Origin of the sequence: Desulfococcus multivorans, assembly GCF_001854245.1 — a bacterium.
GTDB lineage: Bacteria > Desulfobacterota > Desulfobacteria > Desulfobacterales > Desulfococcaceae > Desulfococcus > Desulfococcus multivorans.
Genome location: NZ_CP015381.1, coordinates 1,474,032 through 1,499,591, shown reverse-complemented (window position 1 = coordinate 1,499,591; position 25,560 = coordinate 1,474,032). Strand labels below are relative to the sequence as shown.

The 25,560-nt window shown below is 56.6% G+C and carries 18 protein-coding genes; 7 read left to right on the top strand and 11 right to left on the bottom strand.

The window, feature by feature from the left end; genetic code table 11:
- Positions 1-142: 142 nt before the first annotated feature.
- Together dmul_RS06465 and dmul_RS06460 are read right to left on the bottom strand one after the other, a co-directional pair.
- On the bottom strand, positions 143-7,009 hold the full coding sequence (locus dmul_RS06465) for a type I polyketide synthase (protein ID WP_234979144.1): 6,867 nt from the start codon (positions 7,007-7,009) through the stop codon (positions 143-145).
- Between the two features lie 28 nt (positions 7,010-7,037).
- Complete coding sequence (locus dmul_RS06460; protein WP_020876535.1) at positions 7,038-8,699, bottom strand: PfaD family polyunsaturated fatty acid/polyketide biosynthesis protein; 1,662 nt, start codon at positions 8,697-8,699, stop codon at positions 7,038-7,040.
- 628 nt (positions 8,700-9,327) lie between these two features.
- Between dmul_RS06460 and dmul_RS06450 the strand changes: the two genes are divergently transcribed.
- Positions 9,328-11,226, top strand: coding sequence for a bifunctional acetyl-CoA hydrolase/transferase family protein/GNAT family N-acetyltransferase (locus tag dmul_RS06450; RefSeq protein ID WP_020876536.1), 1,899 nt, complete (start codon positions 9,328-9,330; stop codon positions 11,224-11,226).
- Between the two features lie 6 nt (positions 11,227-11,232).
- Positions 11,233-11,922 (top strand): 16S rRNA (guanine(527)-N(7))-methyltransferase RsmG, encoded by a 690-nt coding sequence (gene rsmG, locus dmul_RS06445; RefSeq protein ID WP_020876537.1) that lies wholly within the window; start codon positions 11,233-11,235, stop codon positions 11,920-11,922.
- Between the two features lie 24 nt (positions 11,923-11,946).
- On the opposite strand, the gene mutY is transcribed toward rsmG, so the two are convergent.
- Positions 11,947-13,041, bottom strand: a complete 1,095-nt coding sequence (mutY, locus tag dmul_RS06440) for an A/G-specific adenine glycosylase (protein WP_020876538.1) — start codon at positions 13,039-13,041, stop codon at positions 11,947-11,949.
- 91 nt (positions 13,042-13,132) lie between these two features.
- Between mutY and dmul_RS06435 the strand changes: the two genes are divergently transcribed.
- Positions 13,133-13,768: a hypothetical protein gene (locus dmul_RS06435; RefSeq protein ID WP_020876539.1), complete on the top strand. Its 636-nt coding sequence runs from the start codon at positions 13,133-13,135 to the stop codon at positions 13,766-13,768.
- Positions 13,769-13,805: 37 nt separating this feature from the next.
- Here the strand turns inward: dmul_RS06435 and dmul_RS06430 are convergent, their stop codons facing one another.
- Positions 13,806-15,419, bottom strand: coding sequence for a SagB/ThcOx family dehydrogenase (locus dmul_RS06430; protein ID WP_020876540.1), 1,614 nt, complete (start codon positions 15,417-15,419; stop codon positions 13,806-13,808).
- 195 nt (positions 15,420-15,614) lie between these two features.
- On the opposite strand from dmul_RS06430, the gene dmul_RS06425 reads away from it, so the two are divergent.
- Genes dmul_RS06425 through dmul_RS06415 form a run of 3 tightly spaced genes read left to right on the top strand, consistent with a single transcriptional unit; the run spans position 15,615 to position 17,747 of the window.
- Positions 15,615-16,247, top strand: coding sequence for a hypothetical protein (locus dmul_RS06425; protein WP_020876541.1), 633 nt, complete (start codon positions 15,615-15,617; stop codon positions 16,245-16,247).
- Positions 16,237-16,503 (top strand): hypothetical protein, encoded by a 267-nt coding sequence (locus dmul_RS06420; protein WP_020876542.1) that lies wholly within the window; start codon positions 16,237-16,239, stop codon positions 16,501-16,503. Before dmul_RS06425 ends, dmul_RS06420 begins: the two co-directional genes overlap by 11 nt.
- Positions 16,500-17,747 (top strand): D-alanyl-D-alanine carboxypeptidase/D-alanyl-D-alanine-endopeptidase, encoded by a 1,248-nt coding sequence (locus tag dmul_RS06415; protein WP_020876543.1) that lies wholly within the window; start codon positions 16,500-16,502, stop codon positions 17,745-17,747. The genes dmul_RS06420 and dmul_RS06415 overlap by 4 nt, the downstream gene beginning before the upstream one ends.
- On the opposite strand, the gene folE2 is transcribed toward dmul_RS06415, so the two are convergent.
- The 7 genes from folE2 to lon form a co-directional block, all read right to left on the bottom strand.
- Positions 17,740-18,543: a GTP cyclohydrolase FolE2 gene (gene folE2 / locus dmul_RS06410; protein WP_040414946.1), complete on the bottom strand. Its 804-nt coding sequence runs from the start codon at positions 18,541-18,543 to the stop codon at positions 17,740-17,742. The two genes, dmul_RS06415 and folE2, sit on opposite strands and share 8 nt — an antisense overlap.
- 58 nt (positions 18,544-18,601) lie before the next feature.
- Positions 18,602-19,327: a PP-loop family protein gene (locus tag dmul_RS06405; RefSeq protein ID WP_020876545.1), complete on the bottom strand. Its 726-nt coding sequence runs from the start codon at positions 19,325-19,327 to the stop codon at positions 18,602-18,604.
- Entirely contained in the window at positions 19,328-19,531 is a 204-nt protein-coding gene (gene rpoZ, locus dmul_RS06400; protein ID WP_020876546.1) for a DNA-directed RNA polymerase subunit omega, read from the bottom strand. It abuts the gene before it with no gap.
- A 62-nt stretch (positions 19,532-19,593) separates the two neighbouring features.
- On the bottom strand, positions 19,594-20,061 hold the full coding sequence (greA, locus tag dmul_RS06395; protein ID WP_020876547.1) for a transcription elongation factor GreA: 468 nt from the start codon (positions 20,059-20,061) through the stop codon (positions 19,594-19,596).
- Positions 20,062-20,402: 341 nt separating this feature from the next.
- On the bottom strand, positions 20,403-21,074 hold the full coding sequence (locus tag dmul_RS06390) for a phosphatidylserine decarboxylase family protein (protein WP_020876548.1): 672 nt from the start codon (positions 21,072-21,074) through the stop codon (positions 20,403-20,405).
- A 90-nt stretch (positions 21,075-21,164) separates the two neighbouring features.
- Positions 21,165-21,914: a tRNA (adenosine(37)-N6)-threonylcarbamoyltransferase complex dimerization subunit type 1 TsaB gene (gene tsaB, locus dmul_RS06385; protein WP_020876549.1), complete on the bottom strand. Its 750-nt coding sequence runs from the start codon at positions 21,912-21,914 to the stop codon at positions 21,165-21,167.
- Positions 21,911-24,367 (bottom strand): endopeptidase La, encoded by a 2,457-nt coding sequence (gene lon / locus dmul_RS06380; RefSeq protein WP_020876550.1) that lies wholly within the window; start codon positions 24,365-24,367, stop codon positions 21,911-21,913. The genes tsaB and lon overlap by 4 nt, the downstream gene beginning before the upstream one ends.
- A 400-nt stretch (positions 24,368-24,767) precedes the next feature.
- Here lon and dmul_RS06375 point away from each other — a divergent pair, with 400 nt between their 5' ends.
- Complete coding sequence (locus dmul_RS06375; protein ID WP_020876551.1) at positions 24,768-25,559, top strand: prepilin peptidase; 792 nt, start codon at positions 24,768-24,770, stop codon at positions 25,557-25,559.
- Position 25,560: the final 1 nt, after the last annotated feature.

Here is a 25,560-nt window from a genome sequence, read left to right as displayed (position 1 = left end):
CTTTGCCCGTCTCCCACGAGCCGATCAGGGGGGTGAGCACGTCTCCCCGCCCACCCGACCGGGCGCCCCTCCGATGCGAATAACAGCGGTAATGCTTCATACATCAGGATGAGCGGTTTGCTTTTCCCGAAAATCGAGATCGTCAGGATGTTCCGTTCGGATTGGCCATCACCGCCGTATACCCGATCAGCTGGGCCACTACCTCATTGTTGACGTCGAGGAAAGTAAAATTTCCGGTAACACTATCGTCGTCGGCGGCCGTCACCTCGAACACCGCCGTCACCCCGTTTTCGGGAAAGCCGTTTCGGTATTGGCGATAGGCTGCGCCGCAGCTGGGCAGGCTGAACATACCTTTCTGCTCATGAGACCACACCGTGACCATCTGGAAAGCCGAATCAAGGACAAGGGGGTCGCCGATCCATCGACTTCGAAGCGGCTCGACCATCCAGCGATCCGGCGGGGGCGCCGAGATGATCTTGGCGATGATGCCTTTCGGCGAACAGCTCATGATTTCCTGTATTCCCCGAAGATCCTCTCCCAGGAAGAGGATCTTTTCATAGATCTCGTCCATGCTTTTGGCGTAGGATTTCACCCGGATGTCCAGCGGAGGGCTGAAAAACGGCGGTTCCTGATGAGGCGACTCCGTCAGAATGGCCCGGGCTCGGGAATGAATCACCTCGCCATGATCTTCCTGTACGCCGTTTCGGAGTTCCACGTCGACCTCGTACACCAGGCCCTTTCGTCGCGCCTTTCCGGCCATGAGACGGATCAGTTTACGCCCCTCTCCCACCTGGATGCGCTTCACCAACCGCATATCGTCCAGGCCGTGAAGATAGAGCCCCGGATTGTCATGAAGGGCGCCGTGCCCCAGCCATTCAGCCATGAGGGCAAAGGGAAAGACCGGCTGGCCGTCCAGAACGGTAGCCCCCATCACGGGAAACCGTTCGATATCCACCTCACGCTTGAACAAAAGACTCATGGGGCTCAGGACTTCCGGTGTCGGCACGTTTCCAGCGCTCCTTTCGGTTTCATTCTCGGGTAGACCCTTCGCATTCACCGGTAACAGACCATTGCCCATGACGATCTCGACCGGCCCGCCCGGCCGGCCGGCCATCTCGGCCACCATGCTTGCTGCACCCGCCTTGAGAGGGATCAGGTCAATGCCGTTGCGTTCAAATTCCCGCCGCAGTTCGGGCGACACCATGCCGCCGGCCCACGGTCCCCAATTAAAGGAAACGACTCGGCAGGAAGGCCGGAGCAACGCTTGCTTCTGGGCTATCTTGTTGAGGACTTCGTTGGCCATGGCATAATCCGCCTGACCCCTGTTGCCCATCCGCGCGGCAACGGATGAAAAAAGGATGAGATATGACAGGGGATCTTTTTCGAGCGCAGCCATCAAAACTTCCAGACCGCCGACCTTGGTCTCGAATACCCGGGAAAACTGTTCCGGAGTTTTGTCGACAATAAGTCGGTCTTCCAGAACACCCGCGCCGTAAACCAATGCCTTGACAGGACCGTGTTCGGACCGTACCGCATCCAGAACCCGCTTTACGCCCTCCGCGTCCCGGACATCCACGGATTCATAGTGAACCGTGGCATCGGCCGCCGTCAGCCTCTGGATCACCCCGGCAATCTCCCGGCCGTTTATGACCCTGCGATAAGTCGCTTCCACCTGAGCCGGCGTCGGCGTTTTGTCGGTGAACTGGTGTTCCATGATGGCGCGCTTCATTTCCGCGGGCGTCGTTAAGGATGACAGCCACTGAGGCTCCGGTTCCGGCATGGGGGATCGTCCCAGAAGCACGAAGGTCAGGGGAATCCGCCTGGAAAGGGCGCACAGACACTCGGCTGTGACGCCCCGGGCGCCGCCTGCGGCCACCAACACATCCCCGGGATTCAGATTCAGTGTTCCCTGAGGATATTCGGCGGGTTCCATGGAGAGCCCCCATCGGTATTCGCGATCCAGTCCCACTTCCACCGGACCGGTTTGAACCACCTCCCGGGCGACGGCTTCGGCAATTTCGGTTATGTCATCCCATTCAGGTGAAATATCGAGGGCATGACAGCATACCCCCGGCCATTCGAGAGCAGCGGTTTTCACCAGACCGGACAATCCTCCCTGGAAGGGTGTCGCGACACCGCCCCCCTTGAATCCAAACGCTCCGTCCAGACGGCTGACGGCGGTGAACACCCCACCGCCCTGTCCGGCGGATTCTAAAAGGTCCGGCCCCAATCGACGCGCGAGCGCAAAGGACTCCTGCAAGAAGCGGCCGTCCTGGTCGGCCCACGCGTCGGCCAGAATCACCAGACCGCCCGCGGGACAGACATCCTGCCATTCCGGAAGTTCCTTGGGCGAGGCGACAACCGTCTGAAACCCACAGGCTTCCAGAGCGACGGCCAGGGCCCTGCCGAGTCCTGCGGCATCTTCGGTGATGAAGATGCATCTTCCATCGGGAATCTGGATCTGATCAGCCGCTTCAAGGGGATTGAGGACAGGGACAACGATCTTTTTGTCAACTTGAACCGGGTCCGTCCGGTCGGCATCGGTATCTGGACCGGCATCGTCATGCGAGACCGCGCTGCGGACCGGCTCATTCATGTCGCTTTCACCGCTCGGGACCTCTGAACGGGAAAGCGGCGTTTCCATCTCGATCGCATCGACCGAAGGAACCGTCTCACCGGATTCGACGCCGTTTTCCAGATAGGCGACGATCTGGCCGAGCGTCTTGAGCGTGCCTACGATCTCCGGAGATACCGGCGGGAGATGGGGCATTTTCTCCTCGAAGGCCGATAGGATCTCGACACGCTTGATGGAGTCGATGCCCAGGTCCGCCTCGATGTCCATATCCGGCGAGATCATCTCCGGCGGATAGCCCGTCAGATCGCTCACCACCGACAAAAGGACCGATGTGATCTGTTGCGTGTCGATTGCAGCGGCCGGGGTATCAGACGGCATGGCCGCCTCACACGTTTCCACCACCTCCGCCGTAGAAGCGCCCCCCCCTGAAGCCTCCGATAGGGTATCCACAATCTGCGAGAGGGTTTTCAGGGTTCCCATGGTTTCGGGCGCGATCGGCGGCAGCCCGGGCATTTTCTCCTCGAAGGCCGATAGGATCTCGACTCGCTTGATGGAGTCGATGCCCAGATCCGCCTCGATGTCCATATCCGGCGAGATCATCTCCGGCGGGTAGCCCGTCAGATCGCTCACCACCGACAAAAGGACCGATGTGATCTGATCCGCTGCCATGGCTGTGGGAGATGCCGAAGGGTTCCCCGGTTCCGTGTCTGTCGGCGCCGATGATATATCTGTTTCCGGGCCGGAGCCCACAAGATATTCGACAATTTGCCCCAGGGTCTTCATCGTCCCGATGATCTCGGGAGATATCTGGGGTAAATGGGGCATCTTCTCCTCGAAGGCCGATAGAATCTCGACTCGCTTGATGGAGTCGATGCCCAGATCCGCCTCGATGTCCATATCCAGAGAGATCATCTCCACCGGGTAGCCCGTCAATTCACCGACCACCGCCAGCATGGCGGCTTCGATTCCGGCCTGTCTGTTGCCGTCAGAAGGTGAAACCGGACGCGTCGGCGATACGGCATCGGTCACCGACGCCGATTTCATAACGGTCGCCGGCGCTCGTGAGGGCGACGACGAAACCGCCGCCCGCTTCACAGTATCATCCTGAAGAGGGACCGATGCCGTGGATGCCGTTGTCGGTGACGGCAGCGGCGCCGTGAAGGGCTGGGTCGGCTCAATCGGCGTCCTCCCCAGGGAAGCCTCGGCAAGACGCTGAGTGCTTTCCATCATCTCCTGAAGCGTGCGGTTGGCCTGAGCCTGGGTTTCCAGAAAGCGTTTATGGGTCTCGGCGGTCTGCATCTGGAGCGCCTGCATGGATTTCAGACCCTCCTGGACCACTTTGAAGGCATCCGACAAGTATCCCCCGATGGTATTTCCGGTCACCGGCGGCTGATGTGTTTTTTTCATGTTCATTGTCTTCTCGTTTTTAGAACGCGTTTTATCCGGCTCGAAGCGAACCGCTTCGGATAAGGCCGGTGATTGTTCGTCAGGCAATGCCTGTTGAATATCCGCGACAATGGGAGCGGCACTGTCCGTTGCTTTCGATCGATCGGCAACCGCAGGCATGCTTCCAGCCGCCTCATGATGTCGATTTTTTTTGACGGGGGAGCGGTAGTTGGCGCCGACGAGGGGAATGTTCATCCGTTGCTTCCGTTTTTCGGGCGCTCTCGTCTCCCATTGCTCCAGCGCCACGGAATGCCCCATCACCGCAAGATGGCAGAGAAGTCTGGCCAGATCGGCAATGCCGAACCGGCGTCCGGACGAGGCATCCAGGGCGACGGCGTTGACGTGCAACCCCTTCAGTATCGACCGAATCAGACCGGTCAGGACCGATTTGGGACCAACCTCCACAAAGGTTCGAACCCCGGCATCCATAAGGGCTTTGATCTCCCGGACAAAATCGACCGGAGACAGAATCTGATCGGCCAGAAGTCTCCTGGCCTGATCGGGATTCAGAGGGTACGGTCCCCCCGTGGCATTGGAAAACACCCGGATGTCGGTAGGGTGCATCGGTGTCCGCCCGACAGCCTCGGCGAAAGGCGCATGGGCCGACTCCATCAAATCGCTGTGGAACGCTGCCGAGACGGGGAGGCGTCGAATTTGGATCCCCAGAGATCGAAAGATGCCTTCGGCCTGTTCCACGGCGTCGACGGAACCGGATATTACCCCTTGGTCCGGCGTGTTCCGATTGGCAAGAACCACATCGAGCCCCCGCTTGCGGATCAGGTCCTCGATCTCGTTCAGGGATGCCTTGACCGCGGTCATCGTGCCGCCTCCCGCGGCACCCATAAGCCTGCCCCGGGTGAAGGCCAGATCCATAAAGGTTTTGCCGTCGATCCATCCTGCCGCGCAGAGTGCTGTCAACTCCCCGAAGCTATGGCCGCAGACGCTGTCGGGCATCACTCCGAAACGTTGCAGGATCCGCGCCATGGCCAGGCTCACCGCGCCGATGGCCGGTTGAGCCGCCTCGGTCTGTCGAAGTCGATTTTCTTGTTCTTCTCGCTCCGCCGGGCTTCGGGAGGGCTTTGGATAAACGAGATCCCCCGGAAATCCCAGCCGATCAACAACTGCGTTGGCCATGTCCATGACTTTCAACGCTTCGGGGAAACGGCAGACCAGGTCTCGGCCCATGTCGACGTACTGGCTCCCCTGTCCGGGAAAAACGAAGGCCAGCTTGCCTGAATCGCTTACGGGTCCGCCGTAGAAGATATTCTGAACATTCCAGATAGTCTCCCTGACGTTCGCCTTCAGGGTATTCAAGGCTTCCGAAAAGACGTTCGCTATATTTTCAAAACGGTCGAGGGTTTTTTCGATGACGACCAAGAGTCGATGAGGGGATCCCACGGAAAATTCCGCCCGGCTTCGGGCTGCCAGGACCGCGATGTCTTCGTCGTGCAAGTCCTCGATATCCCCCTGAAACACCTCGAGTCGATGAGCGATCTCTTCACGGCTGGCTCCGGAAAGGGCGAAGATCTCCACAGATCCGTCCCATGCCGGCTCACGTGTCGAGGATGGATACTCTTCAAGGACCATGTGAAAATTGCTGCCGCCGAAACCGAAGGCGCTGACGCCGGCCCGCCGCGGATGACTGCCGGTGGACAGCCATGGGCGGACAGAGGTGCTGAGATAGAAAGGACTCTCCTCTATCTCGAGCCGGGGGTCGGGGATCTCGGCCTTGAGGGTCGGCGGCAGAACCTTGTGGTAAAGGGCGAGAATCGATTTGATGACGCCGGCGGCACCCGCCGCTGCCTTGGTGTGTCCGATCATCGACTTTACGGTGCCGACGGCACACCAGTTTTTTCGCTGCTGACCGGAAGACGATTCCATTTGCGTGAAAACCTCCCGGAGCGCCTTGAACTCGACCTCGTCGCCGACGCGCGTGCCGGTACCGTGAGCCTCGATCAACTCGACGGTTTCGGGATTGATTTCAGCCTCTCGATAGGCTGTCGTAAGCGCCTTGATCTGCCCCTCCGGCCGAGGCGCGTAAATACTGCTGGATCGACCATCGCTGGCGGTGCCGATACCCTTGATCACCGCATAGATCCGGTCGCCGTCCAGTTGGGCATCGGCAAGACGCTTGAAAACCAGGAGGCCGATCCCCTCTCCCAGGATCGATCCGTCGGCGTCCCTGGAAAAAGGACGGACATCCCCCGTGGGTGAAAGGATCGGCGTCTTGGAGAAACACATGTGCATAAAGATATCGTTCAGCGTATCCACGCCACCGGTCACCACCATGTCGGACCGACCGGTCTTGAGTTCCATCACGGCCATATGCATGGCGCTCATGGAACTCGCACAGGCTGCATCCACGACACAATTGGTGCCTCCGAGATTGAGACGGTTGCAGATGCGCCCCGCCACCACATTCCCCAGAAGTCCCGGAAATGAATTTTCCTGCCAGGGCACGTACCCGTCCGCAATACGATCGATCACCTCAGCCGTTTTTTCAGCGGAAATGCCGGATGCCGTAAGGGCGCGTCGCCAAATCGGATGACCCAGTCGGGCGCCCAGTGGGATGACCAGTTCCTGGGTGCCCGTCACCCCGAGGATGACGCTGGTCCTGTCATGGTTGAACTCTCGTCCGCCGCCGTATCCCGCATCCTCAAGCGCGAGACGCGCCGCCACCAATCCCAGGAGTTGAGAGGTGTCCGTCGCCTCCAGGGAGGCCGGCGGAATTCCGAATTCCGTTGGATCGAACGGCACGGGTGAGAGATACCCGCCGCGGGTACAGTAGACATGGTCCGGGAATTTGGGATCCGGATTGAAGTAATCCGAAGGCGACCAATGGGTCTCTGGCACCTCGTCGATAGCGTCCTGGCCGCGAACGATCAGTCGCCAGTATGCTTTCAATCCGGAAGCTTTGGGAAACAGGCATCCCATGCCGATAACGGCGATGAGGTCATCTTTTCTGCTGGGTGTGTTCGTTTCTGTCAAATCCATCAACCTTGATTATCTTGAAATTTTAAAAACGCTGATCGAGTTTTTCAAAAAGTTCCGACAGGGGGAGCGGGGTGTATTTCGCAAGGGTCTGAGGCACATCGACGCCCTGGTTCCGAAGCCAGTTCACCCGTGTAATGATGCTGGCGCCCAGCATCAGGTTCAAAGCCACCGTCAAGGTGTCTCGTTGCTCCGACCGTTCCAGAAACGTCCCTCGCGTCCATTCGTTGAACGCCCCCATGGCCGGACCGCACCAGATCTGGTAGTCGATCACCCGCGTGGGATCCCCCGTGACGGCCCACCCGGACGACTGACCCAAATAGGATCGGAACACCAATGCCATCTTGTGTTTGGGATCCTTCTCCGCGCGAATGTTCTGGCGCGGGTCCCGGCGACTGAAGAAAGCTCGGGTCTGCTCCCATGCAGCCTGGAAACTGCACCGGAAATAGTCCTTTTCAAGAAGTGCTCTCTGCTCGGCCGGGATATCCTCATACCGATCGTGCCGCACATAAAGCTCGTAAAGCCTGGCGGCTCTCTGAGCAAACATCGTGCCCCGCTTGAGCACCTGGACCTTCACGCCCATCTCGAACATGTCGGCGGCGGGAGCCATGGCCACATCGGCCTGTCGTGCCTCAGCCAACATTCCCCGAACCTTCTTTGAGGTTCCCGCTTCCAGACAGGCCTGATTGATCGACCCGGTCAATACAAAGGCCGCCCCCATGGCAAACGCGGCCGCCGTTGATGCAGGGGTAGCGATGCCGCCGCCCAATCCCACATGAATCGGGTGCTGATAAACATATTTTTCCACCATGTGATCCCGAACGGCAATCAGGGTGGGGAGAAGCGCGAGAGCCGGCCGATTGTCCGTATGACCGCCGGAATCCGCTTCGGCCGTCAAGCTGTCGGCCACCGGAACCAATCGGGCCAGTTCAGCCTCTTCGGGAGAGATTTTCCTTTCGGCCACCAGCTTTGCCACCAACTTTGCCGGTGGCGGCGAGAGAAACTTCTCTGCCACCTCCACGCGGGAAACCTTGGCCACCAGGCGATTGGGGCAAACCACGTTCCCGTTCTCATCTCGATGAATCCCCTTGATCCGGTAATGCAGCAACGGCAGCGTCAGCCCTAGAAATGCCGACGCGCTGATGAGTCTTACCCCTTTGCGAAGGAAAAGCGCCACGGTGGCCGCTTCATGGTCAGGTTCACTGGGGCTGTGGATCAGGTTGACGCCGAAGCGGCCGTCGGGAAGCCTGCGCTGAAGTTGGTCGACAGCCGTTTCAATAGCCTCGATGGATAGCCCCGCCGCTCCGAAAAATCCGAGCATTCCCGCCTTTCCCACCGCCTCAACCATCTCCACCGAGGTGATGCCGTTGGCCATGGCACCCACGACATACGCGTAATCAAGCCCATAACGTCGCCTGAAATCCGCATTCCCCAACTGCCTCGGATGGAGCGGCGGCACATACGCCATAAGCGGCAGCGCATCGGTTTTTGGGGAGGTATCTCCCCCAAGCATAATATAACCGCCCCTGGTGACGGCCAGACGACCATCCTTCACCACCACCATAACCGGCCGGTTTACGGCGAATATCGATTTTTTGAGGACGCCATTTCCAATTTCAGGTTCAGTTTCAGGAATTTTTTCATCCGGCAGCCACCATCCGGCAACGGGATCTGTTCTGTAATTCAATGTTTCCGCTTCCTACAATTTGGTTCAAGATTGTCACCCCGCGCACCATCCATAAACAAATCGCACCCAACTAACAGGAGTGGATCGAACAGAGACCCCATGATATGCCACAATCCACTCAAAGGGGTTGATGAGACGACGTTCGATGCGACAGGGCCGGGGGCGGGCCTCTTCCAAACGACGCGCGACGCTCAGCCAACTTTTCCATTAAACGGTTCAATTTAAATAAATTGTTATAATGTGTCAAGAATGATACCCATCCTTTTTCCGATAATCTATGGCGACATCGACGCCGAAGGCTTTCGGGCTTCATCGGATGTCCAGATTCCGGGAATCGAAAAAACAACTCCCGGCAAGAGAGCTTCCTTGACTATTTTTGTGATTTGCGATGTTATGTATTCGCAAAAAGTCAATTTTCAGACGATTTCGTGAAACGTTCAAAACTCACATTTCAAAGTGCCGCTTAATGTTGAACCGTTATTCCGGTCTGTAGTGATCAGGGTTTCACGTCAGGCAGATTTCGAACCTTCTGCCGACCGTCGCGATACAACGTTCCGAATGCGGAAAGGTTCCGTTGGCTCCGGCCAATGCGTTTCAATCACCAATCTTTCAAGGAGAATGCGACAGAATGGATGTGCGTGAGTATTGCCCCCACAAGGTCGTCAATGCCGAAAAAGCCGTTTCGAAGATCCGGCGAGGCAGTCGGGTATTTATCGGCACCGGGTGTGGAGAGCCCCAGCATCTCATCCGAACCATGGTGGAAGATATGAGCATGCAGGATATCATGATCTACCAGATGCTCTCCTCCACCCTGTCCGACTATGTCAACGAAGACATGTTTCTGAGACGCTTTTCCCTCAAGCTCTTCTTCATCAGCCGCGCGATGCGCAAAGCCGCCTTTGAGGGTAAAATCGACTATATCCCGACCTATCTATCCCAGATTCCAACACTTTTTTTCAGCAAACGGATCGGGCTGGATGTGGCGCTCATTCAGGTGAGTCCCCCGGATAAATTCGGCTACTGCAGTCTCGGCGTTTCCGTCGACATCACCCGGTCGGGTATGGAAAACGCCAAGTTGGTCATCGCCCAGGTCAATCCCAAAATGCCAAAAACCTGGGGTGACAGCTTTGTACATATCGACGAGATCGACTATATCGTGCTGCACGAAGAAGATATCGTGGAGATGACGTCCTCCTACGCCAAGCGAGACGAAATTACCCGGCGCATCGGCATGTACGTCTCTCAGGTGGTGGATGACGAGGCCACTATCCAGGTGGGGTTCGGCCATCTGCCCAATGCCATCATGCCCTATCTCCACAAGAAAAAGGACTTGGGAATCCACACGCAGGTCATTACCGACGGACTCCTTCCGCTCCTTGAAAAAAAGGCGATCACCAACAAGAAGAAAACCCTGATCCCGGGCCGGGTGGTGGCGTCCCTCTGCATGGGATCCAAAAAGCTCTATGAATTTGTCCACAACAACCCCATGTTTTATTTCAGGTCTTCCGATTACGTTAACGACCCCACCGTCATCGCCCGGAACGACAACCTGATTTCCATCAGCTCCGCCCTCGAGGTTGATCTGACCGGACAGGTGTGCTCGGATTCGATGGGCAACCTTTTCTACAGCGGCATCGGCGATCAGGTCGACTTTCTCCGGGGTGCGGCCATGTCCAAGGGCGGCTTCTCCATCGTTGCCTTACCGTCAACGGCCCAGAATGGAACGGTCTCCCGCATCGTTCCCAATCTGAGCGAAGGCGCCGGCGTGGCGACGACCCGGGCCGACGTGGATATCGTCATTACGGAGTACGGCATCGCCGAACTTCAGGGCAAAAGTATCTACCAGCGGGCAATGGAGCTCACCCAGATCGCCCATCCCAAATTCCGGGAGGAACTCATCGAATCGGCCAGGACCAAGCGTTACATCTTCTCCGACCAGTTGCCCCCGGCCCAGGAGGACCTCATTTTCCTGGAGGGTTACAAGACCACCATGGAACTGAAAAACGGAAAAACCGTCCTCTTTCGACCGCTCTTTCCATCGGATGAATTCGCTTACCGGAATTTTTATTACAGCCTTCAGGAAAAAACCATCTACTACCGTTTCTTTTACAAAATGAAGGTATTCTCCCACGAAGTGCTCCAAAAGCAGTATGCCAGCGTTGACTACAAGAAAAACATGTCTCTTATCGGTCTGGTTCACAGGAAACGACACCAGGAGATCATCGCCATTGGTTCCTACGCCGAAGCCGAGGACGATCGTGCGGAAGTGGCTTTCGTGGTTCGGGAGGATTACCAAGGCATGGGTATCGCCTCCTACATTCTGGAGCAGCTCGAGATTATCGCCAAAGAAAACGACTACAAGGGATTCGTCGCGACGACCCTCAGAGAAAATGCGGCCATGATTCACGTGTTCAAGCGACGGTACCCCAATGCAAAAATCATTTCCAGCAGCAGCGATTACGTCATCCTCATGGATTTCGACGATCCGGATAAACCCAAAACCAAATTTCGCGAACCCGAGGTATAAAGAACCATGGAAATCGGGTCTCCGGAATGGTTGGCGCTCATCGAAAGCGGTGCGGCGGCCATGGGCCTTTCGGTATCGCCGTCCCAGGCGCGGCTATTTGCCCGTCACGCCGAGGTCCTCCTGGACTGGAACAAGGCGACCAATCTGACGGCCATCACCACACCCGAGGCCGTCGCCGTCAAGCATTTCCTCGATGCCCTCATGCCCTCCCGGCATATCCCGAGCGGGTCCGTTACGCTAGACATTGGATCCGGCGGCGGATTCCCAGGCATCCCCCTCAAAATCATGGACCCATCCCTCTCAGTCACCCTGATCGACACCGTTCGCAAAAAGGTCAGTTTCCTCAATTACCTCATCCGGGTCCTTGGATTGCAGGACATTTCCGCCCATCACATTCGAGCCGAAGCCCTGGCCATGCAGCACCCCATGGCCGGGGCCTTCGATGTAATCGTCTGCCGGGCACTTACCGCCCTGGACGGATTCATCCGAATGGCCCGACCCCTCCTGAAATCCGATGGTCTCCTCATCGCCATGAAGGGGGAAATTTCCGAAAAGGAGATCATCGCCGCCGAAGCGCTCATCGCCGACGGGAACGACGCCGGGAACATTTTCATCGACGTCGTTCACTACACCCTTCCGGTCCTGGCCCTCCCTCGGCGGCTCTATCTCATCCGTCCGTCAGGCGTCCCGCTCTGAGCGACGCGGAGGGGTTCTTTACGGCTACGGTCTTTGGATTCGGAAATCCTGTCCGACCAGAAGCGACATGAACTTGTGGTGGGTTTTGGGGAGGGGGTATTGTGTCAATTCTTCGGGACCGACCCAACGATGATCCAAATGGTCGTCAAGACAGACAGATCCGGACCGCCACCGAAAGATAAACAGATCCGCCAGGACCTTGAAATGGGTATAGGCATGCCGGATTCGTCCCAAGTGGCCGCAAGTGTCCACCGAGAGCCCGGTCTTCTTCCGGATGTGACGAATGCAAGACGCCTCCGATGATTCCCCGGCCTCCACGGCCCCTCCCGGAAACTCCCAGAACCCGCCCAGAAGTCCTTCCAGCGGAATCTGGAGGATCAGTACCCTGCCGCCCCTCTGAATCACGCCCGCCGCCATGGCACGGGTGGGAATCGGCGGCTTGCATACCCGCTTGGGATAGGTCGAGACCTGGCCGGTCAAATAAGCCCGGCAGAAAGCGGCAACCGGGCATGCATCGCAATGGGGCCGCTTCGGTCGGCATACCAGCGCCCCCAGTTCCATTACCGCTTGATTGAAGCGGCCGGGGTCTTTGAGGTCCAGCAGGGACTGGGCCTCTTTTTCAAATAGAGGATAGGCATCGGCACGGTTCACCGGAGCATTGATCAGCGACAGCCGGGCCAGCACCCGTTTGACGTTTCCGTCCACCACCGCATGAGGGCGTCCAAAGGCGATACTCGCGACCGCTGCGGCAATATATCGGCCGATCCCTGCAAGCCTACGGAGCGCAATAACATCGTCCGGGAGAATGCCGTGGTTATCCGCCGCCAGTTGCCGAGCCGCGCGATGGAGATTTCGGGCTCGCGCATAATAACCCAGTCCCTCCCAGAGCTTGAGAACCTCCTGTAAATCAGCCTCGGCAAGACGCCCCACGGTCGGAAAGCGTGCCATGAACCGCCGGTAATAGGGAATGACCGTATCGACCTGGGTTTGCTGAAGCATCACTTCGGAGACCCATATGCCGAACGGATCGACCGTTTGCCGCCAGGGCAGCTTCCGTCGGTGTTCCAGATACCAGCGAACGAGGCATTCCCTGAACGCCGCTGCCGCCGTCGCTTCCATGCTTGATCCTTTCGTCTTCGATAAAACCAGTTGATTATTTCTTCACGGCCCTTTATATATCGTTGATGATGTTGTTTAAAGGAGTTTGTTCATGAAAATGGAACGAAACCAATACATGCGCGGCGAGGCTCTGAAACGTCAGCTGTACATGTTGTCCAATCTCGGATTGTTCTATATTATCCTGCTCGCTCTTTTTGCCGTCCCCCTGATGGGAACCTTCGTGGTGGTGCTGATTAAAGGCGTCCTCGATTTCAGATATGCCATTATAGGATCGGGTATCATCCTTGTGGCGTCGGCTATTTTTTTCACGGCCAGATTTGGATGGCGGCTTTATCGACGGATACGCATGGACGGCGCCGCGGCGTTTCGGGATGCCGCCGGACGCGCCGAACGGGGGGAGCCGGTTCAGTTGGTGCTCTTCAACGGACTCATGACATTATCCTACGGCGGGCGACGGTCCTCCCCCGTCCTGCTGACTGCTCCTGACCATCCGACGCCGCTGCTGCCGGACATGAGCGGTGATGCCCAAACCTCGGATTCGTCACGAAACCCGATTGATCAGATCCATTCCCTTGCTCGCTTGAAGCGGGACGGAATGATCGACGACAACGAATTTATCGCGCTGAAAAAAAAGGTGTTTCAGGATCTCTGCGACGAACCGAACCACGCTGTAAGGTCCATCGACCGACCCCGCGAGAGAGGTGACCGGTCACCTTCCCGGAACTGATCCTCACATGGGGCACGAGACTGCCGGATCAGGCAATTCAAACGTCCGACAAATGACGGTAAGGCGGCATCGATTCAAGGCGTCCATCCCCCACGGGTGCACCCATCGTGAAATGATAAAGGCTCACGTAGCGGTCGTCCGAAAATCCGGCAAGTTCGTGAACGGCATCGTCAAAATAGCACCCGATTCCTGTTCCGCGGATGCCGGCGGCCTCGGCTTCCAGATAGAGGACCTGACCGATCATTCCGCTCTCCCGAAAAAGGCGACGGTATTGGTAGGGTGCCCCAAGAACCGTTGACCGGAAAGCCGCGATCATCCCCAGGGAACAGACGCCGTCTCCGGCGATATCCTGATGACAGCTGACCCTCCGGGCCGTGTCCCTGTAATCCCCCGTTCGCAGCAGAAACAGGGGAAACCCGTTGTCCACGGCCGACCAGCGCAGACCAGGCCTCATCGCACGTCTCAAACCATCGAGGCCGTCTTCGGTTCGTATGAAACAATAGAGGCCCGGAGACAGTCCGCGCACCCCATGGACGAACAGCAGAAGATCCACCGCCGGTGCCGAGGCCTCCAGATCAAACGGTGCCCCGGCATGGCGGGGCAGGGTCTTGTCAAGGATACCCAAGAAGACTTCCCGGTCGATCTCCCCGCCGGCATCGTATGCCGTAGCGCTCCGCCGCTTCCGGATGACGGCGGCCGCGGAAAAGGCTGACGGCGGCGCCGTTATAAACGACCGGTCGGGAAGGCGGAAGGTTGCTTCCGTCGTTTTGGGTTTTCGGGCGGCGGCCGCAACCGCATCGATGATCTCCCAATTGACGGATCGCCCGCTGAGTGGATTGGGGGAACCGACCACGGGGATCTCTGAAAAGGCCGCGACAACCTCCGGGGAGAGATCCAGGGGGACCACAACGTCGGCCGGATATACCACGCACAGCAATTCCGGATGTTCCTTTCCCGATTTCGGCCACACTGTCCGGTCAAACCCCAGGATCGTCTCGATGTCCGAATCCGATAACCCGCCGAGGGCCGTCACCCGCCAACCGAGAAGACCTGCGGAAAAGCTCAGGGTCGCAAGGGCGTGCCCCGCGTCCAGAAGGCAGTACCGAAAGGCACGCTCACCGTATTTCCAGGATTCCCGCCAGAAAATACTGCTGATGCCCACCAGGAAGGCGTCGGGATGAAAGCTGTCCCGAATGGCTTGTACAAGGCCGTCGGCAAGCGCCATCCGCTGCTCCAGCATGTGGTTGAAGGGATCGTAGTGGTAGACGCCGGCGGCTGGATCCTCTGTTCCGGACCACACGAGGTGGACCTCGGTGGGATGCAGGTTGCCGGAAGAGGGGTTCATCCGAAGGGACCATCTGCTGCCGCCGGTTGTTTTCCAGGCGGAAAGGCCCATGGAAAGCTCAAGAAAGGCCCCCAAGGTCGAAGCGTTCGACGGAGCCGGTGGAAGGATCCGGCGGTAAAGGGATATGTGACCGGCCGCAGGATCCTCTCGGATCAACGGCAGGGGAAAACGCTCCGCGCCCACATAGTTTCGGAACGGGTCCGGCTGATTTCCCCAGTCCATGAAACCCAAAGATCGTGCGTACCGATGGAAATGGTGTTTGGTCGCTTCGTGGTATCCAAAGACTGTTCGAGCCGTGTTCTCCATGTTCGTCTCCTTCACGCTGATAGTCCCAAGGGCATGTCTCTGCTGTTTTTCGTTCATCGGCGGATGTCCGACACCGACCCGGCACGGCGAGATGCCGCTTTCGTTCTGGTTTTTGGATGTAACCTCCCAACAATATTTCAACTATATGAGGAGCAGACTTGACTTACAATCGTTTTTTCCATATTTTGACTGACTATGAACGATTATCAAGAGGAACAGTTGAACGGTCTGAATGCCGTGTTAACGTACCTGAACGCCATGTCCGACGATCAACGGGAGAACCTTCGCGCCACCTTGGCGGACTATCTCGACTTCCGCCGAAGGACAGGGCGGTTTCTGTCGCAATATTTCGGGCACCTTTGCAACATGAAATGTTATCGGAACCGATTGAGCGCCTGTTGTTCGAAGGACGGCATCATCACCTTTTTTGCCGACATCGCGATCAACGCCCTGATCTCGGAAGAACGAGAACTTTCAAGCCTTTTTCGCGTACTCGAAGCCCCCTCAAACGGATTCAAATGCGTTTATCTCTCCGAGTCCGGTTGTTTGTGGCGTTTAAAACCGATTGTTTGCGAGATGTTTCTCTGCGATGCGGCCATGCGGGAAGTTTTTCTCCGCAAGCCCGCCTGCGAAAATGCCTGGCACCGCCTGCTCGAAGAAAAGAAATCCTTTACGTGGCCGGATAGGCCGGTACTCTTCGACACGCTGGAGCAGGCTTTCATGGACCTGGGATGTGACTCGCCGCTCATGTATCTCCACAAGAGTCCCGGGCTGCTGATGGTCAAGAAGAAAGCCCGGGAGAAAGGAAACCTCAATCATGAAAGATGACAAGGGGCTCTATTATCTTCCCTACCCCCAGAATCCCCGTATTCACATGTATGTCCGGAAAACGGGGCCGGACATCTGCTTCAGGCTGTGGAGCGCCGACGACACGACCTTGTGGGAACAGCACGGGTGGGTTCCGTTTGCCGCGATCCAGGCCGCCGCTGCCCTTTACGACCGGAAATCCGGGGGGTTCGATCCCAGGTCCGTCTATGATATGGCCGTTGCCCGTGCCCTTGTCAGCGAAGGATCGGCCGATTGAACCGGTGGTTTTTTTCTCTGCTGCTCCTGGCGGCCTGTCATGGGGTTCGTCCCGGGGCGACGGACGCTTTCTCCGCCGTCGGGGGCGAAGGATCGAAGCGCCTGAATATGGAACGACAGTCCATCGCCCGCCTCCTGGGAGACCAGGACGCGCTTCTGGCGGCTGATCCTGCCGGCAAAACGGTGGTGAGCATCCGTGCCGACAGGATGCTCGTGCCGGCCTCCACCCTGAAGATTCTGACAGCCCTCATTGCCCGACACTATCTCGGCACGGCGTTCCGCTTCAAAACCGAATTCTATCTGGACGATCGAAATAATTTAAAAATCAAGGGATACGGCGACCCCCTCCTGATTTCGGAGGTCATACGAAATATATCGGCAACAATGGCGGAACGCATCCATGTTTTCAACGACCTGATCGTTGACGGATCATGGTTCGGGGCAGTAGCCGTGCCCGGGATCACCGACACCCTCAATCCATACGACGCACCCAACGGCGCACTCGCCGTCAATTTCAACACCGTCAACTTCATCAGGCTCTCGGAGCACCGCTATGTCAGTGCCGAACCGCAGACGCCTTTGCTTCCGTTTATCCTTGACCGCATTCGGCAATCCGGTCGAACGGCGGAGCGGATCGTCCTGTCGGCGGAAAAGGATGAAGCAATGCTTTACGCTGGCCATCTGTTCCGTCATTTTCTACGCGACGCCGGCGTTCGCTCCAGGGGGAAGGTGAAGTCGGGCGTGATCCGACCGGGTCAAGACCGGATGGTGTACCGATACGACGCAACATACAGTCTCGATGAGATCATTCGGCAACTGTTGATGTACTCCAACAACTACATAGCGAATCAACTGCTGATTTCAGCGGGAATCGCCGTCCATGGCCCGCCGGGGACCCTCGAAAAAGGCATTTTGGCCGCTGATGACTATATCCGGACTGTGCTGAAGCGGCGTGACATACGGATGGTCGAAGGATCCGGGATATCGCGGGAAAATCGCATCACGGCCGCTTGCATGATGAAGATCTTGGAAGCCTTCGCCCCGCTCCATGACTTCATGCGGGAGGACGGCGGCATCTATTACAAGACGGGAAGCCTCACAGGGGTCAAAACGCGAGTCGGTTATGTCAGGGGAAAGGACGGCAGTCTGTCCCCTTTCGTGCTGATACTGAATACCCCCGATAAATCCGTCGACCCGGTCATGTCACGGTTGGCCGGCCTTCTCGAACAAAAAGCGACTAGATGATACTCTCCGCCCCTGCGTTGGGGTTTTCGCCGCGGGTAATGGAGGCGTATGCGCTGTGGTTGTGGATGGACTCGAAATTTTCGGCACTGACGGAAAACCAGGTGATGTTCTGATCCTCGAGTAGCTTGGCTGCGATGTCACGGACCACGTCCTCGACGAATTTGGGATTGTTGTAGCCCCTCTCCGTCACGCATTTTTCATCCACACGCTTCAAAACCGAATAGACCTCGCAGGAAGCACATCCCTCCACCAACTCGATCACATCCTCGATCCAGATAAACCGTTTGAATCGGGTCCTGAGGCGCACTTCGCCGCGCTGGTTGTGGGCGCCGACATCGCTGATTTCCTTGGAACAGGGACACACGGAGGAGATGGGAACCGTCACCTCCGAAACGATGTCGATACCGTCGGACGAATCGCTCACGCCGATGAGCTTGCAGGAATAATCCAGAAGGCCCGGGGAATCGCTGACGGGCGCTTTCTTTTCGATAAAGTAGGGAAACGATATTTCAATGTGGGCGGATGCCGCATCGAGATGGGCTTTCATCTGCTCGAGAATATGCGCAAACTTGTCAAGGGATATCTCCGGACGGATGATGTGGAGCAGTTCCACAAAGCGGCTCATGTGGGTGCCCTTATACTTCCCGGGCAGATCCACATACATATTGATACTGGCCACCGTGTGCTGGCGTCCGTTTCGGCGGTCTCTCACGGTGATGGGATACCTGAGATTCTTGATGCCGACCTTGTCGATGGGGATATTGCGGTCGTCCCGCTGGCTTTGTATGTCTATCATCATCTACCATGGTTCGAGAATCGTTTGCGGCGCTGCGGAATATGGCAATCCACGGCGCCTATTGTAACAAATAATCCGGTTTTACATGACTCATCGACCTGAAAATATTTCCCTTGATTTTTCGATTGGACCGATAGAGCGTCTTCAGCATCGCCTTGATCTCAGCCCGCCGGGATGTGGCGGCGCTGGGACACGAGTTGACGAATTCCGGGAAAGCCATTTCCTTTGCAAATCGCCGGATGACCTCCTCGTCCGAAAACGCCAGAGGTCTGATCACCGTAAAAGCGCCTTGAAAGAATGGCTGCACCGGCAGCATGGTGCTGATTTCACCGGCGTAGCACATGTTCAAAAACAGGGTTTCAATAATGTCGTCCTTGTTGTGCCCCAGCGCCAGCTTCCGGCACCCGAGTTCGCGGGCGACCTCGAAAAGCCGCTTCCGACGCAGCCGCGAGCACAAAAAACAAGGGTTCTCCAGGTTGACGTCGCTGTGGCTCAGCGGGCCGAAATCGGTATGTTCCACACGCAGCGCATATCCCATGCCGTCAGAATAACGGATCAGATCGTCGCTGAAGCCGTCTTCAAAACCAGGATCGATATAAACGGCAAACAGATCATAGTGGATGGGAACACGGGCCAGACGCTCCTTTAAACACCACATCAGGGTAAGACTGTCCGCGCCCCCCGAAAGGCCCACCAGAACCCGGTCGCCATCCGCGATCATGTCGTAACGGTGCAGGGCCTTTCCCACCGATCGTCTGAGCGTCTTGTGTACGTGCCGCAACATCTATTCCTTGTCGGGCTCTTTCTTGATAAAGACTTTGGCTGCGGCGATTTCCCGCAGCGCCACGACAATATCTTCGTTTTTCGGGGAGCTGACCAGGTATTCCGATCCCTCCCTGATCTGCCGAACACGCTTCGCCACCATATGAACCAGTTTAAACCGGTTTGGAACTCGGTTCAGGCAATCCTCAATGGTAATTCTCGCCACTATCCTCTCCCTCTTCTCCGCCCGCTTCTTCAATCGGCCGGACCCGGGTTATCGCTTTTGGATTACAAAATGTCAACGATCTCGTAACACCGTTTTCCGCCCGGAGCGTTCAGAACGACTTCTTCTCCCGGCGATTTGCCGATGATCGCTTTTCCAAGGGGGGATCCAACGGAAATCTTTCCTTTTTCGATATCCGACTCATCAGGTCCCACCAACTGATACCGGACCTCTTCTCCGGTATCGATATTTTCAAGAAGCACCTTGCATCCAAAGACCGCACGGTCCCTGGACACACTTTCAGTGTCAATGATCTCGGCATTCCCCAGCTTGAATCCCAGTTCGCTGATCCTTCCCTCGATAAACGCCTGACGATCCTTCGCAGCATCGAATTCCGCGTTTTCGGAAAGATCGCCGTGAGCTCTGGCCTCTTCGATTGCCTTGATATTCTTCGGTCGCTCGACGGACTTCAGCGTTTCGAGTTCTCGTTTAAGGGATTCATATCCTTCTCTGGTAATGGGTACACGTTCCAAAATTTTCTCCTGCGTTATGTAAAGTTGGCATAGCCGGCAATGAAACGAACAAAGATTCCATGGGCACCGCCCATTTTCGACAGACGGCCTTTTCAGCCCCGGTCGTCGCCCGGAATACGCTGCTCCTCAAAAAACGAATCACAGCGCCGTCAAACCATCACCACGCCATGAGGGCTATCTCACCACGTTATCTCATAAAATTATTTAGGTTTTAAGCCATCTGACGACACTTAAAACCTAACTTGAGCATGAGCCATTTTATCGAAACCAACCGCTGTGGTCTCCGTTTGAATCGTGTCGTTCCGTAGACCGCCCGGCGCGGTCTCACTGAAGACGGCCGCTTATTTCAGATGTCCCAACACGGAGGTTCCGCCCTTCACCCGATCGCCGACCCGGACGCATGGCGTCGCATCCGAGGGCAGATATAGATCCAGCCGGGAACCAAAACAGATCAGACCAAAACGCTGTCCTTTCGTGACCGGATCGCCGGGCTGGACATAACAGATAATCCGTCGGGCGATCAGGCCGGCAATCTGAACGAAGCAGAGCCGCACGCCTTGGGACGATTCGAGAACGACGGCATTGCGCTCGTTATCGCTGGAGGCTTTATCCAGGTTTGCCGAAAAAAATTTCCCGGGGTGATACAGAACATCCACAATGGTTCCCGAAAAAGGAACCCGGTTCACGTGAACATTGAAAACGCTCATGAACACGCTGACCTTCAAGGACGGACCTTCGATATAAGGATTCTCAGGGACGGTATCGACGAAAACCACCCTGCCGTCAGCAGGTGACACGACTCCCGTTTCCGAGTAGGGGATCACACGATCGGGATCCCTGAAAAAACAACAGATGCCTAGGGTTGCCGCCAATCCAATAACGGACGGCCAGACCAGCCCCAGAAGGGCAAAAACAGCGGTAGCAAAAGCGGCGGCGAATATAAACGGATATCCGGCTTTTGCTACGGGATATGCTGTCTGTCCCGGCGGATCGGACCAGACAAAATTTTTCATCTAAACGGCCTTTTGTAGGGTATGGTTCTCTGACAATCGTTTTTGTATAGTGAAATCATACTGCATTGTCAATAAAAACGATATGGCGGCTCAGGCATTTCGGGGTTCCGTGCGGCGTTTTGCGTCGAGATTGAGTTCCGCGTCCGATTTGCGCAGATACCTGGGGACAAGGCCGGTGATGTCATTTCCCGCGTCGTACTTCAGGCGAAGGAAGGCCAGCCGAGCCACCGAGGCGCCTCGAATAACATGATGTTCGTTTGCAGCCAGCCGGGCCTTCTCTCCCAGCCGGGCCGTGATCAGGGAAGCATAAGCACGGGCGCCTTCGCCCACAAACGTACACGGCGCCGTGATGTCCGCTAACACGTCCGCTGGGTGCAGGACCTTCTCCTCCGCTGAAAAACCCGTTGTTCCCCATCGGCTGTCGCCTTCGGTTTCCGAAAGGCCGGCGCTTCGGGCGAAGCGATAAGAGGCGCTGTAAACCTCGCCCTTACCTGCATCCAGGAGAGCGCACACAAGACGATCGAAACACATCAAAGGCAAGGCCAGGGCTTGAAGACTCGAAACGCCTACTGCCGGTTTTCCGGCGGCCAGAGCCAATCCCTTGATTGTGCTGATACCAATGCGAAGCCCCGTAAAACTTCCCGGGCCACGGGTAACGCCGAAGGCATCCACCGCGTCCAGCGTCGTGCCCGCCATCTCCAAGGCCATGTCGATCATCCGCATCAGGTGGCGGGAATGGGTTTGCGGGCGCAGGGTCGTCACCTCTCCTGCCAACTTTCCTGAATCGGTCACGGCCACACTGCAGCTCCGGGAACAGGTGTCGACGGCCAGGATCCTCACATGCGCTCCCCTCGCGCTGCCGACGTGCCGGGGGATTTCGCGGCGGGCGTCTTCCGTTCCGACCGCCGTTTCCTGGGGGCGGATTCCTCAAGGGCGATGGGAAGCACCTCGTCCATGTGCTTAACCGGTATAAACTTCATTTTTCGTTTGAGGTTCGCAGGAATTTCAGAGAGGTCTTTCCTGTTCTTCTCCGGTAGAATCACTGTTTGAATGCCCCCTCTCAGAGCGCCGAGGGCTTTTTCCTTCAAACCGCCGATGGGCAGGACACGTCCTCTTAAGGTGATCTCGCCGGTCATGGCGACATACTTGTTTACCGGACGACCGGTCATGACCGATATCAGCGCGGTTGCCATGGCGATACCCGCCGACGGACCGTCCTTGGGAATGGCACCGGCGGGAACGTGAATGTGGATATCCTGATTTTCGAAGAACGACTCGTCCACCCCCCATCGATCCATGTTGGCACGGGCATAACTGACGGCAGCTCGAGCGGATTCCTGCATGATCTCACCCAGCTGTCCGGTGATGAGCAGATCTCCTTTCCCGCCGAAAAGCGACACCTCAATGTAGAGGACATCACCTCCGGCCTCGGTCCAGGCCAGTCCCGTCGAGAGACCGACTTGGCTCTCGTCCTGGTCCATCTCGGGATAGTACTGTGGAACCCCCAGATATTTATGAATATTGGCCCGAGTAACCAGAAACGGCCCTTTTTCTCCCTCGGCTATCTTTCGGGCCACCTTGCGGCAGATACTCCCAATTTCCCGCTCGAGGTTTCGGACCCCCGCCTCCGACGTGTATTCATTGATGATCTGGAGCATGGCATTGCCCGTGATGGAGATATTTTTAGACTTCAGTCCGTTTTCCTTGATCTGTCGGGGCAAGAGATGTTTCGTCGCAATATCCATCTTCTCTTCGTCAGTGTATCCGGAGAGCCGAATCACCTCCATCCGGTCGAGAAGGGCTGAAGGAATCGTATCGGTCATGTTGGCGGTAAGAATAAACATCACCTTGGAAAGATCGAAGGAAAGGTTCAGGTAGTGATCGCTGAAGTTGGCGTTCTGCTCCGGGTCCAGAGCCTCCAACAGCGCTGATGACGGATCGCCCCTGAAATCGGAGCCGAGTTTATCGATCTCGTCCATCATGAACACCGGATTCCGACTGCCGCACTGTTTCAATCCCTGGATGATACGACCGGGGAGCGCGCCGATGTAAGTGCGGCGATGTCCTCGAATCTCGGCCTCATCCCGAACGCCTCCCAGAGAAATCCGAAAAAATTTCCGCCGCATGGCCTTGGCGATAGCACGACCCAGGGAAGTTTTTCCCACTCCCGGAGGTCCCACGAAGCAAAGAATGGGCCCTTTGGTTTCGGGGTTTAACTTGCGGACGCTCAAATACTCAAGTATTCGGTCTTTGACCTTGGTCAAACCGTAATGGTCTTCGTCCAGCACCTTTTTGGCCCCTGGGATGTCGAAATGGTCCGCGGTCATTTTCTGCCAGGGAAGTTCGACCAGCCAGTCCAGATAGGTTCGGACGATGGACGCCTCGGCGGCGTCGGGGTGCATCTGCTCCAGTCGTCTGAGCTGTTTTTCCGCCTCTTCCTTGGCCTCTTTGCCCAAACGGGCCCGTTTGATCCGCCGCTTGTACTCCTCGATCTCCAGGGCCTTTTCGTCCAACTCCCCCAATTCCCGGTGAATGGCGCGCACCTGCTCGCGCAGATAGTAATCTCTCTGGCTCTTGGAAATCTCGTCCTTTACGTCCGATTGGATCTTGGCCTGCATGGCCGACAGGTCCACCTCACGGGAAAGCAGCTCGTTCACCTTTTTGAGGCGCTCCAGAGGATCGATGATCTCCAGGATCATCTGAGATTCCTGAATCTTCAACTTCAGGTTGGAGGCCACCAGGTCGGCCAGCTTTCCAGGATCTTCGATGCTGTCCAGAATGGCGCCCACATCACTGCTCATCTCCCCTCGAAGAGTCATGATTTTCTCGGAGTACTCCCTGACGTTTCTCATGAGAGCCTCGATGGTGAGGTCATCCTTGGAAACCGGCAGGTCCTCGATGAGATTGATCTTGACACTATACCAGGAGCGCTTACGAACGTATTCCACTATCCGTGCCTTGGCAACGCCCTGAACCAACGCTTTCATCCGTCCGTCCGGAAGTTTCAACATGCGAAGCACGCGGGCTACCGTCCCCAGGGTGTATATCTCCTCGGGTTTCGGGTTTTCGACGCCGGGATCCTGCTGGGTAGCCAACATCAGATAATTGTCGTTTGCCACCGCTTCTTCCACCGCTCTGACGGATTTCTTCCGCCCCACGAAAAGCGGCAGCAACATATCCGTAAAAATGACGACATCCCGCACCGGCATCAACGGCAACACTTCCGGTATATCGATATCCTCTTCGTCTTCTTCTATGATGCTGATAAGATCATCTTTGTCCGATTCGGCCATTTTCTCTCCTATTTTCCGTAACCGTTTATGCCATCTCCGGCGCACTCCAGACGGTGGTGCGGCTGAAAACGGACAGCCTTAAGTCATGACTTCAGGCGAATAAATTCAGCGTATATGATAACGCATATTTCCATTTTGACAATATGATCCTTGCTTTTTTTGCAAAACTAGGACATGAATGTCATGGTTATTACAACTTCAATTACAACCGATCGCGTTCCGGAGTCGATCATCGGCATCTCAATTCAGGGTTGGCGGTTTCACATATTCAATTATATGTCATGCACTACGCTTTGTCACTGCGCAAAGCCATGGATGGATCGAGCGCTTCGACATTCGCAAGTCCTGAATTCAAATTCCTTGCGGAATCATCCGACATTCAACTTTCTATATATTTATCATGGCCATATACCCATCGGTCCTGATCCACTTTGTGGTGTTCGTTTTCGGGCTGTGCATCGGCAGCTTCCTGAACGTCTGCATCTTTCGGATCCCCCGTGCGAAATCCATTGTTCGCCCTCCGTCCGCCTGTCCGGTATGCGGAGCGCCCATCCGGTTCCACAACAATATTCCCCTGCTGAGCTATGCCCTCCTGAAAGGTCGATGCCGAGACTGCGGTGTCTCCATCCCGCTTCGATATCCGGCCCTCGAGCTGGCGACCGGCCTTACGGCGACAGCCATATTCGCCACTTTCGGTGCAAGCCTGTCAGCCATCGTTTACTTCACGTTCCTATCGACGCTCTGGGTCGTCAGTCTCATCGACATCGATCACAGGATCATTCCCGACGTCATTTCCCTCCCGGGAATCCCCTTGTTCTTCCTCGCCTCATTGGCCGTACCGTCGATGACGGTAAAAGACGCTCTTTTAGGCATCCTGTTCGGGGGAGGAAGCCTCTACATCGTCGCCTGGAGTTACAGCGCTCTCAAGAAAACAGACGGCATGGGCGGTGGAGATATCAAGCTCCTGGCCATGATCGGAGCGCTCATCGGGTGGAAGGGCGTTCTGTTCACGCTGTTCGTCGGTTCCGCCCTGGGAACCCTCGTGGGCGTCGGACTCATGATCACCGGCGGGAAGACCATGAAGCTGGCCGTCCCTTTCGCCCCTTTTCTCTCAGCCGGTGCAGCGATTTACGTCTTTTTCGGCCCCCGTCTCATCAACTGGTACCTGAACGTTATCCCGCTGTCCATTTGAA

Bases quoted from the DNA above. Each gene is read 5' to 3' on its own strand.
- folE2 (WP_040414946.1), bottom strand. From the start codon at position 18,543: ATGATAGACATACAAAGCCAGCGGGACGACCGCAATATCCCCATCGAC.
- lon (WP_020876550.1), bottom strand. From the start codon at position 24,367: ATGGCCGAATCGGACAAAGATGATCTTATCAGCATCATAGAAGAAGAC.
- dmul_RS06420 (WP_020876542.1), top strand. From the start codon at position 16,237: ATGAAAGATGACAAGGGGCTCTATTATCTTCCCTACCCCCAGAATCCC.
- dmul_RS06450 (WP_020876536.1), top strand. From the start codon at position 9,328: ATGGATGTGCGTGAGTATTGCCCCCACAAGGTCGTCAATGCCGAAAAA.
- dmul_RS06405 (WP_020876545.1), bottom strand. From the start codon at position 19,327: ATGTTGCGGCACGTACACAAGACGCTCAGACGATCGGTGGGAAAGGCC.
- dmul_RS06390 (WP_020876548.1), bottom strand. From the start codon at position 21,074: ATGAAAAATTTTGTCTGGTCCGATCCGCCGGGACAGACAGCATATCCC.
- dmul_RS06425 (WP_020876541.1), top strand. From the start codon at position 15,615: ATGAACGATTATCAAGAGGAACAGTTGAACGGTCTGAATGCCGTGTTA.
- mutY (WP_020876538.1), bottom strand. From the start codon at position 13,041: ATGGAAGCGACGGCGGCAGCGGCGTTCAGGGAATGCCTCGTTCGCTGG.
- dmul_RS06430 (WP_020876540.1), bottom strand. From the start codon at position 15,419: ATGGAGAACACGGCTCGAACAGTCTTTGGATACCACGAAGCGACCAAA.
- rsmG (WP_020876537.1), top strand. From the start codon at position 11,233: ATGGAAATCGGGTCTCCGGAATGGTTGGCGCTCATCGAAAGCGGTGCG.
- dmul_RS06435 (WP_020876539.1), top strand. From the start codon at position 13,133: ATGAAAATGGAACGAAACCAATACATGCGCGGCGAGGCTCTGAAACGT.
- dmul_RS06375 (WP_020876551.1), top strand. From the start codon at position 24,768: ATGGCCATATACCCATCGGTCCTGATCCACTTTGTGGTGTTCGTTTTC.